Origin of the sequence: Streptomyces viridifaciens (assembly GCF_001888885.2) — a bacterium.
Classification (GTDB): Bacteria; Actinomycetota; Actinomycetes; order Streptomycetales; family Streptomycetaceae; genus Kitasatospora; species Kitasatospora aureofaciens.
Window position 1 is genome coordinate 6025532 of record NZ_CP090841.1, and the last position, 15700, is coordinate 6041231.

Annotated in this window: 19 protein-coding genes; 8 read left to right on the forward strand and 11 right to left on the reverse strand. The window is 74.7% G+C overall.

Annotation, left to right across the window (positions count from 1 at the left end):
• The first annotated feature begins 79 nt into the window (after positions 1-79).
• Positions 80-2164, forward strand: a complete 2085-nt coding sequence (locus BOQ63_RS34355; RefSeq protein ID WP_150476218.1) for a primosomal protein N' — start codon at positions 80-82, stop codon at positions 2162-2164.
• Positions 2165-2230: 66 nt separating this feature from the next.
• Here BOQ63_RS34355 and BOQ63_RS34360 read toward each other — a convergent pair whose 3' ends face one another.
• On the reverse strand, positions 2231-2848 hold the full coding sequence (locus tag BOQ63_RS34360) for a hypothetical protein (RefSeq protein ID WP_223886117.1): 618 nt from the start codon (positions 2846-2848) through the stop codon (positions 2231-2233).
• A 301-nt stretch (positions 2849-3149) separates the two neighbouring features.
• Here BOQ63_RS34360 and def point away from each other — a divergent pair, with 301 nt between their 5' ends.
• From def to BOQ63_RS34380, 4 genes are all read left to right on the forward strand, one after another.
• Positions 3150-3695: a peptide deformylase gene (def, locus tag BOQ63_RS34365; protein ID WP_030553699.1), complete on the forward strand. Its 546-nt coding sequence runs from the start codon at positions 3150-3152 to the stop codon at positions 3693-3695.
• 37 nt (positions 3696-3732) lie between these two features.
• Positions 3733-4671 (forward strand): methionyl-tRNA formyltransferase, encoded by a 939-nt coding sequence (gene fmt / locus BOQ63_RS34370; RefSeq protein ID WP_030290285.1) that lies wholly within the window; start codon positions 3733-3735, stop codon positions 4669-4671.
• A gap of 105 nt (positions 4672-4776) precedes the next feature.
• Complete coding sequence (locus BOQ63_RS34375; RefSeq protein WP_046386157.1) at positions 4777-6264, forward strand: RsmB/NOP family class I SAM-dependent RNA methyltransferase; 1488 nt, start codon at positions 4777-4779, stop codon at positions 6262-6264.
• A 46-nt stretch (positions 6265-6310) separates the two neighbouring features.
• Positions 6311-7315 (forward strand): MerR family transcriptional regulator, encoded by a 1005-nt coding sequence (locus BOQ63_RS34380; RefSeq protein ID WP_079183871.1) that lies wholly within the window; start codon positions 6311-6313, stop codon positions 7313-7315.
• A gap of 33 nt (positions 7316-7348) precedes the next feature.
• Here the strand turns inward: BOQ63_RS34380 and BOQ63_RS34385 are convergent, their stop codons facing one another.
• From BOQ63_RS34385 to BOQ63_RS34430, 10 genes are all read right to left on the reverse strand, one after another.
• Entirely contained in the window at positions 7349-7810 is a 462-nt protein-coding gene (locus BOQ63_RS34385; RefSeq protein ID WP_084768256.1) for a hypothetical protein, read from the reverse strand.
• 34 nt (positions 7811-7844) lie between these two features.
• Positions 7845-8786: a polysaccharide deacetylase family protein gene (locus tag BOQ63_RS34390; RefSeq protein ID WP_072655522.1), complete on the reverse strand. Its 942-nt coding sequence runs from the start codon at positions 8784-8786 to the stop codon at positions 7845-7847.
• A gap of 57 nt (positions 8787-8843) precedes the next feature.
• Positions 8844-9209: a sulfurtransferase TusA family protein gene (locus tag BOQ63_RS34395; protein ID WP_150476401.1), complete on the reverse strand. Its 366-nt coding sequence runs from the start codon at positions 9207-9209 to the stop codon at positions 8844-8846.
• The gene (locus BOQ63_RS34400) at positions 9206-9559 is read right to left on the reverse strand and encodes a hypothetical protein (protein WP_030287349.1); all 354 of its coding nucleotides are present in this window, start codon (positions 9557-9559) and stop codon (positions 9206-9208) included. Before BOQ63_RS34400 ends, BOQ63_RS34395 begins: the two co-directional genes overlap by 4 nt.
• A 111-nt stretch (positions 9560-9670) precedes the next feature.
• The gene (locus BOQ63_RS34405; RefSeq protein ID WP_223886118.1) at positions 9671-10231 is read right to left on the reverse strand and encodes a MarR family winged helix-turn-helix transcriptional regulator; all 561 of its coding nucleotides are present in this window, start codon (positions 10229-10231) and stop codon (positions 9671-9673) included.
• 69 nt (positions 10232-10300) lie between these two features.
• Entirely contained in the window at positions 10301-10657 is a 357-nt protein-coding gene (locus BOQ63_RS34410; RefSeq protein WP_030287345.1) for a DUF6204 family protein, read from the reverse strand.
• 333 nt (positions 10658-10990) lie between these two features.
• Positions 10991-11635 carry a hypothetical protein gene (locus BOQ63_RS34415; protein WP_072655524.1) on the reverse strand — a complete coding sequence of 215 codons (645 nt, stop codon included), beginning with the start codon at positions 11633-11635 and terminating at the stop codon, positions 10991-10993.
• Between the two features lie 192 nt (positions 11636-11827).
• Positions 11828-12517 carry an alpha/beta hydrolase gene (locus BOQ63_RS34420; RefSeq protein ID WP_072655525.1) on the reverse strand — a complete coding sequence of 230 codons (690 nt, stop codon included), beginning with the start codon at positions 12515-12517 and terminating at the stop codon, positions 11828-11830.
• Between the two features lie 49 nt (positions 12518-12566).
• Complete coding sequence (locus BOQ63_RS34425; protein ID WP_030287339.1) at positions 12567-12896, reverse strand: SH3 domain-containing protein; 330 nt, start codon at positions 12894-12896, stop codon at positions 12567-12569.
• A gap of 274 nt (positions 12897-13170) precedes the next feature.
• On the reverse strand, positions 13171-13488 hold the full coding sequence (locus BOQ63_RS34430) for an ArsR/SmtB family transcription factor (protein WP_030287337.1): 318 nt from the start codon (positions 13486-13488) through the stop codon (positions 13171-13173).
• Between the two features lie 168 nt (positions 13489-13656).
• Between BOQ63_RS34430 and BOQ63_RS34435 the strand changes: the two genes are divergently transcribed.
• The 3 genes from BOQ63_RS34435 to BOQ63_RS34445 all read left to right on the forward strand — a co-directional run bounded on the left by BOQ63_RS34435 (position 13657) and on the right by BOQ63_RS34445 (position 15566).
• Positions 13657-14028 (forward strand): VOC family protein, encoded by a 372-nt coding sequence (locus BOQ63_RS34435; RefSeq protein ID WP_072655526.1) that lies wholly within the window; start codon positions 13657-13659, stop codon positions 14026-14028.
• A 94-nt stretch (positions 14029-14122) separates the two neighbouring features.
• Entirely contained in the window at positions 14123-14974 is an 852-nt protein-coding gene (locus BOQ63_RS34440; RefSeq protein ID WP_143174821.1) for a DUF6215 domain-containing protein, read from the forward strand.
• 22 nt (positions 14975-14996) lie between these two features.
• The gene (locus BOQ63_RS34445) at positions 14997-15566 is read left to right on the forward strand and encodes a uridine kinase family protein (RefSeq protein ID WP_030287331.1); all 570 of its coding nucleotides are present in this window, start codon (positions 14997-14999) and stop codon (positions 15564-15566) included.
• Positions 15567-15700: the final 134 nt, after the last annotated feature.

The following is a 15700-nucleotide window of genomic DNA, read 5'->3' on the forward strand; positions in this document are numbered from 1 at the left end:
GGGGTGGGCGCCGCTCCGCTGTGTGCGCGGTGTCGGTTCTGTGCGCGGTGTCGGTGTGACCTGGTAGTACTTGGGAGCGATGAGCAGCACAGGGGAGAACGGGGCCGCCGAGCCGGAGCAGCTGGCGTTCATCCGGGAGACGGTCAAACGGGCCAAACCCCGGACGTGGAAGGGTGCAAAGCGGGCGGAGCACCTGCCGGTGGCCCGGGTCGTGGTGGACAAGGGCGTGCTCACCATCGACAAGTTCTTCGACTACGAGGTGCCCGCCGCCATGGCCGAGGAGGCCCGACCGGGCGCCCGGGTGCGGGTGCGCTTCGGGGCGCGGGTGGTGAAGGGCCAGCGCGAGGGCGGGGAACTGCACGACGGGTTCATCGTCGCCCGGCTGGAGAAGAGCGATTTCGCGGGCCCGCTCGCCCCGCTCGCCCAGGTGCTCTCGCCCGAGCCGGTGCTCTCCCCGGAGCTGCTGCGACTGTGCCGCACCGTCGCCGACCGGTACGCCGGGACCCTCGCCGACGTGCTGCAACTGGCCGTCCCGCCCCGGCACGCCAAGGCCGAGGCGGAGCCCTCGCCGCCACCGCTGCCTCGCCCCCAGCCCCCGGCAGCCGGCGGGTGGCAGCGCTACCCGGCGGGACCGGACTTCCTCGCCGCGCTGGCCGGCGGCGGCTCGCCGCGCGCGGTGTGGGCGGCACTGCCCGGGCCCGGCTGGCCGTACGAGATCGCCCGGGCCGTGGCGGCGACGCTCGCGGGCGGGCGCGGCGCGCTGGTCGTGCTGCCCGACCGGCGGTCGGTGGCCCGGGTCGACCAGGCGCTGACCGAACTGCTCGGACCGGGGCTGCACGTGGCGCTGGAGGCCGAACTCGGCCCGCGCGAGCGCTACCGGCGCTGGCTCGCGGTCAGCCGCGGCTCGGTGCACGCGGCGATCGGCACCAGGGCCACCATGTTCGCGCCGGTGCGCGACCTCGGTCTGGTCGTGGTCTGGTCCGACGGCGACGGCAGCCACAGCGACCCGCGCGCCCCGCACCCGCACGTGCGCGAGGTCGCGCTGCTGCGCGCCGCCGACGAGGGCGCGGCGGTGCTGCTCGGCGGGCACGCGGTGACCGTGGAGGGCGCGCAACTGGTCAGCACCGGCTGGGCGCGGCCGCTGGTCGCCGACCGGGAGACCGTCCGGCAGGTCGCCCCCAGGGTGCGCACCGTCACCGACCAGGACCAGCACCGGGACGCCGCCGCCCAGGCGGCCCGGCTGCCCTCGGTGGCCTGGGAGGCCGCCCGGGAATCGCTGGCGGCCGGGCACCCGGTGCTCATCCAGGTGCCCCGACGCGGCTACGTCCCCCGGCTGGCCTGCGGGCGCTGCCGCACCCCCGCCCGCTGCCGGCGCTGCGAGGGCCCGCTGGAGGCGCCCTCGGCGGATGCCCCGCTGCGGTGCGGCTGGTGCGGGGAGGCGGAGAACGACTGGCACTGCCCCGAGTGCGGCTCCTTCCGGCTGCGGGCGCAGGTGGTCGGCGCCCGCCGCACGGCGGAGGAACTCGGCAAGGCCTTTCCGCGGATCCCGGTGCGGACCTCGGGGCGCGACGCGGTGCTGGACACCGTGCCCGACGAGCCCTCGCTGGTGATCTCCACCCCGGGCGCCGAGCCGGTGGTCGAGGGCGGCGGCGGGTACGGAGCCGTACTGCTGCTGGACGGCTGGGCGCTGCTCAGCCGGCCCGACCTGCGGGCCGGGGAGGAGGCGCTGCGGCTCTGGCTGGCGGCGGCCGCGCTCGCTCGGCCGTCCGGGGAGGGCGGGACGGTGGTGGTGGTCGCCGAGCCGTCGGCCCGACCGGTGCAGGCGCTGGTGCGCTGGGACCCGCTCGGGCACGCCGGACTGGAACGGGACGAGCGGGCGCAGCTGCACTTCCCGCCGGTGTCGCGGATGGCCTCGGTGAGCGGCAGCCCGGCGGCCGTCGCCGACCTGCTGAACCTGATCCGGCTGCCGGAGGGCGCGGACGTGCTCGGGCCGGTGCCGGTGCCCGCGCTGCGCGGGGAGGAGCAGGAACGGGCGCTGCTGCGGGTGGCGCCCGGGCAGGGGGCCGCCCTGGCGGCGGCGCTCAAGGCGGCGCAGATCGCCCGGATCGCGCTGCGGACGGCGGAGGCGGTGCGGGTGCGGGTGGATCCGACGGACATCGGCTGAGGTCGCTGGGGGCGGGGTGAGTGGGCCACCCCGCCCCGGACGGCCCGGTTGTCGTGACGGCGTCGGTCAGCCGCGGAGGGGGATGTTGGTTCGGTCGGGCTGCGGGCGCTCGATGCCGGATCGGTCGATGGTGCTTCGGTCGATCGGGGCGCGGTCGATCGGGGTGCGGTCGAGGGCGTTGCGCTCCAGGGCGGTGCGGTCCAGACCGCCCTGGCGGGCGGCGGGGACCGTGGCGGCCAGGCCGCCGCGCTCGGTGGGTGCGGCGGGGAGTTCCTCGGAGCGGTCCGGGCGGCCGGGGCCCGGGACCGCGCCGCTGGCGGCGAGGAGTTCGCTGGTGGGGCGGCGCATACCGTAGCGGCGGTGCACGGCCTGCTTGGTGACCCCGAGGGCGGAGCCCACCGAGTCCCAGGAGAAGCCCAGCGCGCGGTCGAACTCGACCGCCGCCGCCACCAGGGTCTCCACGCTCTCCCGCAGCTCCTGCGCCAGGCGCACGGTCGGCGCGGGCGCCCGTCCGTACACCACGAAGCCGGCCGAGGTGCTCGGTCGGCGCGGTCGGTACACGTTGCCCAGCTGGGCGGTGAGCGTCCGCAGCGCGTCGACCTGGCGCCTCACCCGCTCGATGTCCCGCACCAGCAGGTGCAGGCTCGCCCGCGCCCGGGCGTCGTGGTTGATCTGCTCGGCCATGGCCTACGTGCCACCTTCCGTACGGTTCAGCTCGGCCGGGGCTCGGTGTCCCGTGCGCCCGGCCCCGGTCAATCTCTCTTGACCAACGCCGAAGCGGGGGCCGGGGTAACGCCGCTCGGCGACTCGGGATATGCCAGAAGCGGGTGCGGGCGTCGTGGGAAGGAGGGTGCGGGTGTTGTGGGCAGGAGGGTGCGGGCGTCCGAGGACGGCCCGTCGGAGCGGCCGGGGGAGTTGCATAGACTTGCGGTGAACCAGCCGTTGCCCGAAAGCCCGTGCCCTCGCGGACAGGAGCCCGTACCCCGTGGCGATCCAGCCGATCCGTCTCTTCGGAGACCCCGTCCTGCGGGCCACCGCCCAGCCGGTGACCACCTTCGACAAGGAACTGCGCAACCTGGTCAGCGACCTCACCGACACCATGCTCGACGCCCCCGGCGCAGGCCTCGCCGCGCCCCAACTCGGCGTCTCGCTGCGGGTGTTCACGTACCATGTGGACGGTGTCACCGGGCACCTGATCAACCCGGACCTGTCGCTCAGCGAGGAGGAGCAGGAGGGCCCGGAGGGCTGCCTCTCGCTGCCCGGACTGCGCTACGACACCAGGCGCGCCCACGGCGTGGTCGCCAGGGGCTTCAACATGTACGGCGACCCGGTCACGGTGGAGGGCACCCAGCTGCTCGCCCGGTGCATCCAGCACGAGACCGACCACCTGGACGGCATCATCTTCATCGACCGACTCGACCGGGAGCAGCGAAAGGCCGCGCTCAAGGCGATCCGGGAGAGCGACTGGGGCGCCGGTCCGGCGCCGGTCGTCAAGATATCGCCGCACAGCACCTTCGGCTCGGCGCGCTGAGTTCGTCCTCCAATCTCCTTTTCCAGAAAGGCACTTGATGCGTCTCGTCTTCGCCGGCACTCCCGAGGTCGCCGTTCCCGCCCTGGACGCGCTGCTCGCCTCCGACCGGCACGAGGTCGTCGCGGTGGTCACCCGCCCCGACGCCCCCGCCGGGCGCGGGCGCAAGCTGGTCGCCAGCCCCGTCGCCCAGCGCGCCGAGGAGGCCGGGATCGAGGTCCTCAAGCCGGCGAAGCCCAGCGACCCCGACTTCGTCGCCCGCCTCACCGAACTCGCCCCCGACTGCTGCCCGGTGGTCGCCTACGGCGCGCTGTTGCGCCCCGGCACCCTGGAGATCCCCGTCCACGGCTGGGTCAACCTGCACTTCTCGCTGCTGCCCGCCTGGCGCGGCGCGGCCCCGGTCCAGCACGCGGTGCTGGCCGGCGACGAGGTCACCGGTGCGTCCACCTTCCTGATCGAGCAGGGCCTGGACTCCGGCCCGGTCTACGGTGTGATCACCGAGGAGATCCGCCCGAGCGACACCAGCGGCGAACTGCTCACCCGGCTCTCGCACTCGGGCGCCCGGCTGCTGGCCGCCACCATGGACGGGATCGAGGACGGCTCGCTGTACGCCGTGCCGCAGCCGGCCGAAGGCGTCACCCTCGCGCCGAAGATCAGCGTCGAGGACGCGCGGATCGAGTGGAACCACCCGGCCCTGCGGATCGACCGGGTGGTGCGCGGCTGCGCGCCGGCGCCGGGCGCGTGGACGGAGTTCCGGGGCGAGCGGCTGAAGGTCACCGGGCCGGTCAAGCTGCTGCCGGACACCGCCGAGCTGGCGCCGGGCGAGGTCGCGATGGTCGGCAAGAACAGCGTGCGGGTCGGCACCGGGAGCCACGACATCGAGCTGGGGGAGGTGCGTCCGCAGGGGAAGAAGGAGATGCGGGCGGCCGACTGGGCGCGCGGGGCGCGGCTGGAGGCGGGGGAGCGCTTCGGGGCCTGAGCGCCGTCCGCGGGCCCCGGGGCGCCCCATGGGGCTGACCGCCGGGTTTGGCGTTACTGTTCGTTCGAGATCTTCTGATAACCATCGCAGCACTTTGAGGCACTTGTGAGCACCCCCAGTTCCCGTGGCAACTCCGGCACCCCCGGCAGCTCCGGTCGGCCCGGCAACTCCGGCGCCGGGCGCGCGCCCCGGCCGCACCGCCGGCCGAAGAAGGACCCGGCCCGGATCGTCGCGTTCCGCGCCCTTCGCGCCGTCGACGAGCGCGACGCGTACGCCAACCTGATCCTGCCGTCCCTGCTGCGCGAGGCCGAGCAGAAGGGCATGGACCGGCGCGACGCCGCCCTCGCCACCGAGCTCGTGTACGGCACCCTGCGCCTGCAGGGCACCTACGACGCGATCATCGCGGCCTGCATCGACCGGCCGCTGAGCAAGGTCGACCCGCCGGTGCTGGACGTCCTCTCGCTCGGCGCCCACCAGCTGCTCACCACCCGCATCCCCAGCCACGCGGCCGTCTCGGCGACCGTCGAGCTGGCCCGGGTGGTGCTCGGCGACGGCAAGGCCAAGTTCGTCAACGCCGTGCTGCGCCGGATCAGTGCCCACGACCTGGACGGCTGGATCGAGCAGGTCGCCCCGCCGTACGACAAGGACGCCGAGGACCACCTCGCAGTCGTGCACTCCCACCCGCGCTGGGTGGTCTCCGCGCTCTGGGACTCGCTCGGCCGCTGGCAGCCGGACGCCTCCGGGCGCACCGCGGTGGAGGAACTGCTGCGGGCCGACAACGAGCGGCCCGAGGTCACCCTGGTCGCCCGGCCCGGCCGGGCCACCGTCGGCGAGCTGGCCGACGCCCTGCCGGAGGCCACGCCGGGGCGCTGGTCCCCGTTCGCGCTGCGGCTCGCCGAGGGCGGCGACCCGGGCACGCTGACCGCCGTGCGGGAGAACCGGGCGGGCGTGCAGGACGAGGGCAGCCAGCTGGTCGCGCTGGCGCTGGCCGCGGCGCCGCTGGAGGGACCGGACCGGCTCTGGCTGGACGGCTGCGCCGGACCGGGCGGCAAGGCCGCGCTGCTCGGCGCGCTGGCCGCCGAGCGGGGCGCGGCGCTGGTCGCGAGCGAGAAGCAGCCGCACCGGGCCCGGCTGGTGGCGCGGGCACTGGAGGGCAACCCCGGCCCGTACACGGTGATCGCCGCCGACGGGACGCGCCCGGCCTGGCGCTCCGGCGGCTTCGACCGGGTGCTGGTCGACGTGCCGTGCTCCGGCCTGGGCGCGCTGCGGCGTCGTCCGGAGGCGCGCTGGCGGCGTCGGCCGGCCGATGTGGCGGCCTTCGGACCGCTCCAGCGGGACCTGCTGCGTTCGGCGATCGAGGCCACCCGGGTCGGCGGCGTGGTCGGCTACGCGACCTGTTCGCCGCACCTCGCGGAGACCCGGGCGGTCGTCGACGACGTGCTGCGAGGGGAGGGCGGCCGGGTCGAGTGGGTCGACGCGCGGCCGCTGCTGCCCGGCGTGCCGGCGCTCGGGGACGGGCCGGACGTGCAGCTGTGGCCGCACCTGCACGGGACGGACGCGATGTACCTGGCGCTGCTGCGGCGTACTTCCTGAGGGCGGGCTTGCGGCTCCTGTAGGGGGAGGCGGCAGGGTGGTGGGCATGAACGGCGATGCGCTCCTCACCACTGGCCCGCTTCCGACCACTGGCCCGCTTCCCACGACCGGCCCGCTCCTCACCATTGGCGAGCTGGCCCGGCGGACCGGGCTGACGGTGAAGACCGTCCGGTTCTACTCGGACCAGGGAATCGTGTCGCCGGCCGACCGCAACCCGGCCGGCCACCGGCGGTACGGCGCGGACGCCGTCGCGCGCCTGGATCTGGTGCGCACCCTGCGCGAACTCGGGCTCGGACTGCCCGAGGTCCGGCAGGTACTGGAGCGCGAGCACGGGCTGCCCGAGGTCGCGGCGGCGCACGCGGCGGCGCTCGACGTCCGGATCCGGGTGCTGCGGCTGCGGCAGGCGGTGTTGCGGACGGTGGCCGCGCGCGGGGCCACCGCAGAGGAGTTGACGCTCGTGCACCGCTTGGCCCGGTTGACGCAGGACGAACGGGGGCGCCTGGTCGGGGAGTTCCTGGCCGAGGTGTTCGGCGCAGGTGCTTCCCGGGACGGTCGTTTCGAAGGGGCCGCGCGGTCGTTGACTCCGGAGCTGCCGGAGGAGGCGTCGGCCGAACAGGTCGAGGCCTGGGTGGAGCTGGCGCTGCTGGCCGAGGACGCCGGATTCCGTGAGCTGCTGCGCGGATTGGCGGCGGAGGAGGCCGCGGAAGCGGCGGCGGCGGTCGGTGCGGGAGCCGTTCCTCGGCCTGGACTGGCGGTGCTGGTGAGGGAGTTGGCCGGTCCGGCGGTTGCGGGCGGGGTGGCGCCCGATGCGGCGGAGGCGGCGCGGGTGGGCGACCTGCTGCTGGAGCGGTACGCCCGGCTGGTGGGTGCGGACGGGCTGGACGGGCCGGTGCTGCGGGCCCGGTTGAGGGAGCGGTTGGTGGAGCGGTTGAGGGCCATGGCGGACCCGCGACGGGAGCGCTACCTCGAGCTGCTGGCGGTGGTCAACGGATGGGCGGCGCCGGAGAGTTCGGCCGAGGTGATGGACTGGGCCGTGCGGGCCCTCGGCTGAGGGCGTCCGGTGGTCCGGCCCGCTGCCGGGGGTTCACTGCCGGAGGGGCGGCGGGCCGGGGCAGTTGGTGAGGAAGGCGTGGGCCTGGGCGCGGAGGTGGTCGACCGGAGGGTCCTCGCAGATCACCTCCAGACCGAGCCCGGTGGCCTGCCCCAGCTGGTGGTACGACTGGTAGGCGAGGTACGGACGGTGGTCGTCGGTCGGATCCAGCCCGACGGCGAAGGTCGCGAAGTGGGTGCGCTCCTTCTCGGTGCGCGCGAACTCCGTCCGGGAGAGCTCCCATTCGAACTCGTACGGCTCCGGATCGGCGGGCAGGTCGAGCAGTGCCTGAGCCAGTCGGCGGACCTCGTCCGGCCCGGCGAAGGGGAGCGACTCCGACCAGAGCGGTGCGGCGGCGAACAACTCCCAGTCGGAACCGTTGTGGCGGACGGACAGTTCCCACTCGCCGTCCTGATCGCGCCAGCGGCAACTGAGCATCGGATCCATGGTGGTCAACCTCCCTGCGTAGTCCGGCCGTTACGCTTTCTCCTCATCGTGGCACAACCGGCGGGTGCGGGGAGCCCGGCGTGACCCGGCCTCGGGCGGCTCGCCAGGCTTCCTGCAGCGGACGGTAGCCGAGCACGGTGACGCCGTGTTCGGCGAGCAGGCGGCGGGCCTCGGGGGAGACGAGGAACTCGTAGTCGGTGCGGCGGACGCGCCAGCCGTCGTCGGTCGGGCTGCTCCTCGGGATGCGAGGGTGCGGGCCGGTGGCCAGGCCGGGGTGGACGGCCCACTCGGTCAGGCCCGGCGGGAGGGCGGCGAGCAGGCGGGCGTAGTGGGCCGGCTTGTCCTCCAGCGGGACGGCGAAGCTGTCGAGGAAGCCGTGGTCGACGACGGGCAGTCCGCGCTCGCGCAGCCGGGCCAGGGCGGGCGGCAGCCAGACCCGGACGGCGAGGCCGTACTCGGCACCGAGGGCGAGGGCGAGGTCGAGGATGTCCTCGCGGCCGCCGTCGGCGAGGCAGTGGAAGTCGAGGTGGGTCGGGCTGAGGCCGCTCGCCGTGACCGCTTCGATCTGGGCGCGGAACTCGCGCTCCACGTGGTCGAGTCGGGCGCGGGCGGCCAGCGCGGCGCGGCCGGCGGGGGTGGGGGCGTAGAGCTCGCCGGTGGGGTCGAGGAGGGAGGCCACCCGGTCGAGCGCGGTGAGCGGGCCCCAGCGCAGGTGCGGCGTCTCACAGACCAGGGTGAGGTGGATGCCGAAGGGGATCTCCGGGTGGCGGCGCAGGAGCCGGAGCGCGTGCGGGGCGGCGTGGCAGGGGGTCATCAGACTGCAGGAGGCGGCGATGCCCTGCTGGACCGACTCGATGACGGCCAGGTTGACGGACTCGTCCAGGCCGAGGTCGTCGCAGTTGAGGAGCAGGAGGCGGGCGTCGGGCGGGTGGCCGAGGAGGTGGTTGGCGCGGGGGCCTTCCGGGGCGGGGCCTGCGGTGGGCATGGGGGCAGTCTTCACCGGGGAGGCGGCGGGCGCGCGGGGATTTCCCGGTGGGCGGGCTCAGTTGGCGTCTTCGGTGGGCGTGGGGGTGGGCGGCGTCGTGGTGGGCGCGGGCGCGGGGGTGGGGGTGGGGTCCGGGTGCCAGGGGCGGCCGGGGCGGGTCCGGACGGGGGCGGAGGTGAGGCGGAGGGCGTACACCTCGCGGTCCGGCGCCGGGGAAGGGACCGGGCCGAGGTACTCGTGGCCGGTCAGGTGGCACCAGGCGGGCAGGTCGAGCGGGGCGGCGGGGTCGGTGGTGTGGATGTGGACCACCGCGCCGGCCGGGAGGTCGGCGATCTGTGCGCGCAGGCGGAGCAGGAGCTGGACGCAGAGCAGACCGGTGCCGTCGACGGTGAGGTCGGGGGTGACGCTGTTGGGGGCGGTCATCGGGGGGTCTCCTGGGGTGGTGCGCCGGAGGCGGCGAGGCGGTTCGCTCTCCTCGAACGGGCGGACGTCGGCGAGGTGCCAGCCCTCGGCCAGCCGGTCCACCAGCTCGTGGGGAAGAAGCGGACGGCGAAGCCGCCGTGTTCCCAGCGGTCGTCCCCGTGGCCGGTGTCGGTGCCGGTGTCGGTGCCAGTGCCGGCGGCGGCGAAGGCACGGGCGGCGTACGGTGCGGGGTCGGACGGCTGCGCGCCGTACCTGCCGGGGCCGGCCCGGTGGGTCTGCCGCCGGTGCCTGTGTCGGGCGTCCGCGAGGGTGGGCTCCCGGCGGAGCGACGTGCCGGGGGTGCGGGTCATGGTGCTGCCTTCGCGGGATGTGCCGTGGTGCGGGTGGTGCGGGTGGTAGTGCTGGTACCGGTTCAGCCTAGGGCGGGGGCAGGACGGGGGGTCGGGTGGGGTGGGGCCCGGTCACGGCCTCGGGATGTGGCGGTGTTCGGGGGCGGTGCCGCCGAGTCGGGTGAGCAGGGCGGACAGCTGGGTGAGGCCCTCGGCGCTCCACTGCTCGGGGGCGAAGTGCTCGGCGGCGACCTGTCGGGCGGTGTGCAGCATCTCGGCCAGCCGTTCGCGACCGGTCGGGGTGAGAGCGGCGTAGGCGACCCGGGCGTCACGGGCAGCCGCCTCGCGGGTCACCAGGCCGATCCGCTCCAGCGGGGCGAGACCTCGGGTGACGCCGGAGGCGGTGAGGCCGAGGGCCTCCGCGAGGTCGACCCGGCGCATCCGGCCGCCGGGGGCCTGGGCGAGGTGCAGCAGCAGGGTGAAGTCGGACAGGCTCACGCCGTGCAGGCCGCTGAGGCTCGAGTCGAAGCGCTTGACCACGGCCGTCTGGGCCCGGACGAGGCGCAGGGCGGTGTCGAGTGGGTCGGGGCGGGAGTCGGTCATGGGATTGGGGCCGGTTGCGGGGCCGGGGCCGGGGCCGGTCATCGGGCTCGTGGGGGCCGTCGGGTCCGCTGCGTCTGCTGGGCTTGTCATTGCCACCTCCTTGACTGCTCAAGTATATGCACGTGCGGAGCCGTCAAGGAGGTGGCGGAGGGGGGTCGGTCAGCGGGTGCCGTTGGCGGCGCGGCGCTGCCGCTTGCCGAGGGGGGCCTGGGAGAGGTCCTCGGTTTGGGAGCGGAGGTTCTTGTAGCCGTAGCCGCGGTCGGTCAGCCAGGACTGCGCCGCCTGTTCGGCCCGCTCGGCGGCCTCCAGGATGTCCTCCTCCGCCTCGCCTTCGTCGAGGAAGCGGAAGGTGAAGGCCGCGCGGGCGTTGAGGTCGTAGCTGAGGTGGCCCTCGCGGGTGAAGGTGGCGTGCAGTACGTCGTGTTCGGGCGCGGCCGCGAGGAGCTCGGCGCGCTGCTCGTCGGTGAGGCCGTCGAAGACGCCGCGCACCATGATGCGGAAGGTTCGGGTGGTCATGCCCAGACGATAGGCAGGAGGAGCGGCGGACCGCCAATGCGATTTCGTGGGCGGGGCGCGCCCAAGGTCGAGGGCGGCGGTCTTGGTGATGGGCGTGTGGTCTCCGAGGGCGGAGGCTCGGACGCGTGCGGAAGGGGCCTCGTGGGAGAACACCGGTGTGACGTCGAATCAGTTCCGCGACTCCGTGGGGAGAGCCGGTTCCAGCAGGTGTCGACGGTGGAGGAGCCGACCTCGGGGGTGAGGGCCTGATGAGTGCTGGGCCGATGTGTGGGGGTCATGGTTCGCCTCGTGGTCCTTGGCTGGTTGCTGTGCTCGGGCCCCGGTCGGGGGACTTCAGCTAGGGGCGTCGGTCAGCTCGACGGAGTGGACGGTGAAGGTGCCGCGGGTGACCGGGGCGAAGGGGGCCGGCGCCATGCAGGTGCCGACGACGGGCTGGTAGGGGTTGCCGTCCTTGTCCAGGTCCATGTTCGCCACGCCCCAGGAGAAGCCCAGGCGGTCCCTGCCGTGGCCGTGGGCGTCGTAGATGCTCAGGCCTATGCGCTCGCCGACCGGTATGCCGTTCGACTTGGTGATCACGGCGGACAGGGTGGCTACGGGCCCGCCGGTGGCGAGGCAGTCGACCGTCGCGTCGGCCTCGCGGAAGTCCCCGGAAGCCGTGCGGTGGGAGAAGTGGACGGTGCCCCGGGCATCGGTGGGGAGGCCCGTGGGCAAGCCGGGGACGGGGTGGGTGTAGGGCACGCCCTCGGCGTCGATGGTGAACCGGATGTCGTCGTTGGGGCTGGGCGCGTAGTGGATCCGGGCGGATCCGTTGACCCGGGCGGCCGCGGTGGTCTCGGTGGTCTCGGTGGAGGGGGTCGCGCCGGCTGGGGCAGCGGCGGTGAGTGCCGTGAGGGCGAGGGCCCCGAGGGCGGCGGCCACGGCGGTGCGGGTGCTACGGGCGGTGCGGGTGGTGCGGGTGGTGCGGGTGGTGCGGAACATGGTGGAGACTCCCTTCTCCGGCGGCCCCGGTGGCCGCCGTCTCGGTGACTCCAAGGCTGGTCGCTGACACCCCCTCCGCACATGTGCCGATCGGCATAAAGCGATCACGGGGTTCGCTGGGTGGCCCTGCCGATCGGCAGGGTCGGTTCCCGGAAGCGAGTGGGTGAGGCGCGTCCCCGCCGCACCGGGGCGCTACGCCCGCGCCGGGAGCCGGGTGCAGACCGCACCCGTCGCCGTCGGCGCCGTGCCGGCACCCAGCGCGGCGAGCGTGAAGTCCGTGGTCAGCGCGTTGACGGCGGCGCTCTGCCGGACCAGGTAGTGGCTGCCGCCGGGCACCTCGTAGCGCGCGAGCTCCGGTGTGACCTGCCGGGCGCGCAGTGCGTACTCCAGGGACTGGGTGGCGCTCGCCGCGCTGCGGTCGGCCGTGCCGTGCACGATCAGCACCCGACGGCCGGCGAGGTGTTCGACCTTGTCGCCGCTGGGCAGCCAGGGGGCGATTCCGGCGACCGCGGCGACGTTCGGGTGCCCCGCGCACCAGAACGCGGCCCGCCCGCCGAGCGAGTTGCCGATGAGCACCACCGGTGTGCCGGGGTAGTGGCGTTCGAGTTCGTCGAGCGCCCACCGGGTGTCGACGGCGGTGTCGGCGTCGGCGCCGTTCCAGCCGCTGTAGCGGTAGCGCAGCAGGTGCACCGCGAGGCCGTGCGGGCGGCCGCGGCCGGTGAGTTCGGCGGCGAGCCCCCGCAGGCCGAGTTCGGCGATCCGCAACGGTCCGCGCCGGCTGCGGATGAATCCGCCGGGCAGCAGCAGGGCGACGCCGGAGACCGGGCCGTCGCCCTCCCACGGGGTGAGTTGTGCGGTGCGCGGAGGCTGCGCTCGGAACACGCCGGTCCTTCCGGGGGGACGGTGGTGCCTGGGGGTGGACAGGCGGATTCTACGGTTCCGGCGGCGGGTCACTGTGTGTCAGGAGCACCCACAGGACCCAGCCGGTGACCCCGGTGCGGCTGACCAGGACCTTCGCCCAGCGGGTGCCGAGCGGCGAGGTCCAGGTGTCCACGACCTCGACCCGGTCTCCGGACTGGGCCTGCCCGATCACGGTGCCGTCGCCGAAGTGGTCTACCCGGACGTTGGCGGCGCTCGCGGAGACCTCCCACCGCCCGGTCCCGACCGGGGGAGCCTGCTGGTCACCGGCGGTGACGGCCACCGGTGCCAGCAGGATGGCGAGGGAGACCACCCCCGCCGCCGCCCGGCCGATCACCGCCACGGTGCCCGGAGCCGGGCCCTCGGGCCGGCGCTGCGCCCGGGGCGTGCGGGAGCTGTGGACAGCGGGAGCGCGGGGGTCATGTACAGCAGAACGAGCCTCCCGTCGTGCACGTACCGTCGCGCGCCGATGCTCACCCGTTCGGCTGAGCGCGCGGCGGGTGGTACAGCGACGGTCCAAGGTTGCTACGTCGCCAACTGACGGGCGGGCGAGCCGAGTTCCGGTCGCAGGGAGTGGCTTCGAGTATCCGGCCCGGGCCGCGTCCGCCGCCCCTCGGTCACCCGTCGAGGCCGCCGGTCAGCTCTTCCAGGACGGCGGCGAGCAGGCCGGGGAGGCGGGTGTCGAGGTCGTTCCGGCGCAGGGTGACCAGGCGGGTCTTGCCGCTGGTGCGGACGGCGACGACACCGGCCTCGCGGAGGATCCGCCAGTGGTTGGAGAGGGTCGAGCGCGGAACGGTGAGGCCCTCGGGGCTGCAGGTGGTCTCACCCTCCTCGGCGAGGCGGCGGACGAGTTCGAGGCGGACCGGGTCGCCGAGGGCGTGCAGGACGGCGGCGAGGTCGAAGTCCTCGGGGTGGGGCTGGGGCAGGGTCCGCATCGGGTTCCTCGGCTGGGCGGTGGCGGGCTCTGGTGGCGGGCCTGGCAGCAGTCTAGTATCTCATTTCGATAGTTCGGGAAAGTCGAAATGATCTGGAGTGGCTGCGCGACCGCAGGTGCGCCGGGCCGTTCCGGGAGCGCGGACCGTGCGATGGAGGCGAGGGGAACGATGAAGGTGCTGACGGCGCTGGCCCGGGTGTACGTGGACGATCTGGACGCCGCCCTGCCCACGCTGCGCGAACTCACCGGTGAGGAGCCGGGGTTGCGCTTCCCGTACGCCGGAGTGGAGGTCGCGCGGATCGGCGGCCTGCTGGTCGTCGCGGGTACGGAGAAGGCGGTGGCGCCCTTCCGCAGGGTGCAGGCCACCCTGCTGGTCGACGACCTGGACGGCCTCGGGGAGCTGTTGCGGGCTCAGGGTGGGGAGCTGCTGGACGGCCCCAACCAGGTGCCGACCGGGCGCAATGCCACCGCCCGCCATCTGGGCGGGGCGGTGTTCGAGTACGTCGAGTTCGCGAAGGACCGTCCTGCGTTCGCGAAGTGACGGTTAGCCATGTCCGGAGGAGGCTCGGGAGCCGGCCTCGGGCGCCCGGGGAATTGGGACGCGGGTGGGGCGTGAGCCGGGATAGGGTCCGCCGGTGACTGATGATCGTGGGGGAACGGTGGAGACCGGCGCCGAGGGGGCCGGAACCGCCGCGGGCACGGAGACGGCCGCCGAGCCCGACGGTGGCGGGGCCACACCGCGGGTGGGGCTCCAGGTGGGCGCGGCGGTCGTACTGGTGGGGGTGCTGTTCGCGGGGCTCTGGGTCCTGGCCGGGAGGGAGCGCGACGGCGTCGCACCGGCGAAGTGCACTGCGGCGACGGAGAAGGACTCGCCGAAGTACCCGGCGCTGTGCGCCGCGCTCAACCGGCCCGACCAGCCGGTGCTCGTGGGGGTGCCGGAGGAGCGGGTGCTGGTGGCCCAGCCCGGGCTGTCGGCGGCCCTCGGTCCGGGTCTGACCAAGGAGGACTACGGCTCGGCGGAGGTGCAGTTCAGGGAGCTGTACGTCGAGCTCGCCGACCACGGGGACGTCGACGTGGCGGACTTCCCTTCACCCGGCGACCCGACGATCGCGCGCACGCCGGTGCTCGGGCACCAGGCGCTGGTCTACCGCTCGCCCACGATCTCGTTCTCGATCCCGCTCGGCGGCGGGAAGTCCACCACCGGCACCGGCTCCGCGGCCCACTCCCTGGCCGTGGCGAAGAACCAGGACGGGACCGGCGGTACCTTCGAGGTCAGCATCTGGCGCAAGGACTCCGGGCCGATCGACGACGCGACCCTCTACCGGGTGGCCGAGGCGGTGCTGCCGGGTCTGCAGGGCTGGGCGGGCGAAACGGTGGGCGGAACTCCGACGGGCGGAACTCCGACGGGCGGAAGTCCGACGGCCGGAAGTCCGACGGCCGGAAGCCCGGCGGCCGGAAGCCCGACGGGCCGCCCGACGACGGGCTGACCGACAGGGCGAGGGGGCGCACGTGCTGGTGACGCTGACCGGTGGCGCCGGCGCGGGCAAGACGACACTGGCCGCCGCCCTGGCGGCAGCCGCCGGGCCGGGCGGCCGGGTGCGGGTGCTGCACGGCGACGACTACTACTACGCCGAGCCCGGGCGTGGCGGCGTCTGGGCGCCGGACGAGGCCGGGGTGCCGCGGCTTGACGTGGGGGATCCGCGCTCGGTGGACGCCGGGCGGCTCGCGGACGACATCGACGCCGCGCTCGGGGAGGCCCGGGTGGTGGTCGTGGACGGACTGTTCGCCCGTACCGTCGCCCCGCGCCGCCCCTGCGCCCGTCTCGACGTCTTCGTCGACCTGCCGGCCGACCTTCGGCTGGCGCGCAAGATCGAGCGCAAGTGCGTCGCCGGCGGCTTCCCGCTGGCGGTGCTGCTGCGGAACTACGTCGGCCACCGGCGGGCCGCTCACGAGCGCCATGTCGAGCCGCTGCGGGCGCGGTGCGATCTGGTGGTCGACGGCGCGCTGGCTCCGGAGGCGCTGGCCGGGCAGGTGTGGGCGGCGGCTGCCGCCAGGGACGGGCAGGGCCGCGTTTCCTAACGTTCCGGCCGGTCAGGGCCTCCTATGTCCAGGGTAGGACGGGGTTTTCCCTGCTCTTTGTTTAGGATCTTGCCCTGCTCTGCGACGATCCGATGATCGTCGCCCTACTGCGGGGGCGGCGCTTCGCAGGGGAG

Bases quoted from the DNA above. Each gene is read 5' to 3' on its own strand.
- BOQ63_RS34355 (WP_150476218.1), top strand. From the start codon at position 80: ATGAGCAGCACAGGGGAGAACGGGGCCGCCGAGCCGGAGCAGCTGGCG.
- BOQ63_RS34360 (WP_223886117.1), bottom strand. From the start codon at position 2,848: ATGGCCGAGCAGATCAACCACGACGCCCGGGCGCGGGCGAGCCTGCAC.
- fmt (WP_030290285.1), top strand. From the start codon at position 3,733: ATGCGTCTCGTCTTCGCCGGCACTCCCGAGGTCGCCGTTCCCGCCCTG.
- BOQ63_RS34380 (WP_079183871.1), top strand. From the start codon at position 6,311: ATGAACGGCGATGCGCTCCTCACCACTGGCCCGCTTCCGACCACTGGC.
- BOQ63_RS34390 (WP_072655522.1), bottom strand. From the start codon at position 8,786: ATGCCCACCGCAGGCCCCGCCCCGGAAGGCCCCCGCGCCAACCACCTC.
- BOQ63_RS34395 (WP_150476401.1), bottom strand. From the start codon at position 9,209: ATGACCGCCCCCAACAGCGTCACCCCCGACCTCACCGTCGACGGCACC.
- BOQ63_RS34400 (WP_030287349.1), bottom strand. From the start codon at position 9,559: ATGACCCGCACCCCCGGCACGTCGCTCCGCCGGGAGCCCACCCTCGCG.
- BOQ63_RS34405 (WP_223886118.1), bottom strand. From the start codon at position 10,231: ATGACAAGCCCAGCAGACGCAGCGGACCCGACGGCCCCCACGAGCCCG.
- BOQ63_RS34410 (WP_030287345.1), bottom strand. From the start codon at position 10,657: ATGACCACCCGAACCTTCCGCATCATGGTGCGCGGCGTCTTCGACGGC.
- BOQ63_RS34415 (WP_072655524.1), bottom strand. From the start codon at position 11,635: ATGTTCCGCACCACCCGCACCACCCGCACCACCCGCACCGCCCGTAGC.
- BOQ63_RS34430 (WP_030287337.1), bottom strand. From the start codon at position 13,488: ATGCGGACCCTGCCCCAGCCCCACCCCGAGGACTTCGACCTCGCCGCC.
- BOQ63_RS34435 (WP_072655526.1), top strand. From the start codon at position 13,657: ATGAAGGTGCTGACGGCGCTGGCCCGGGTGTACGTGGACGATCTGGAC.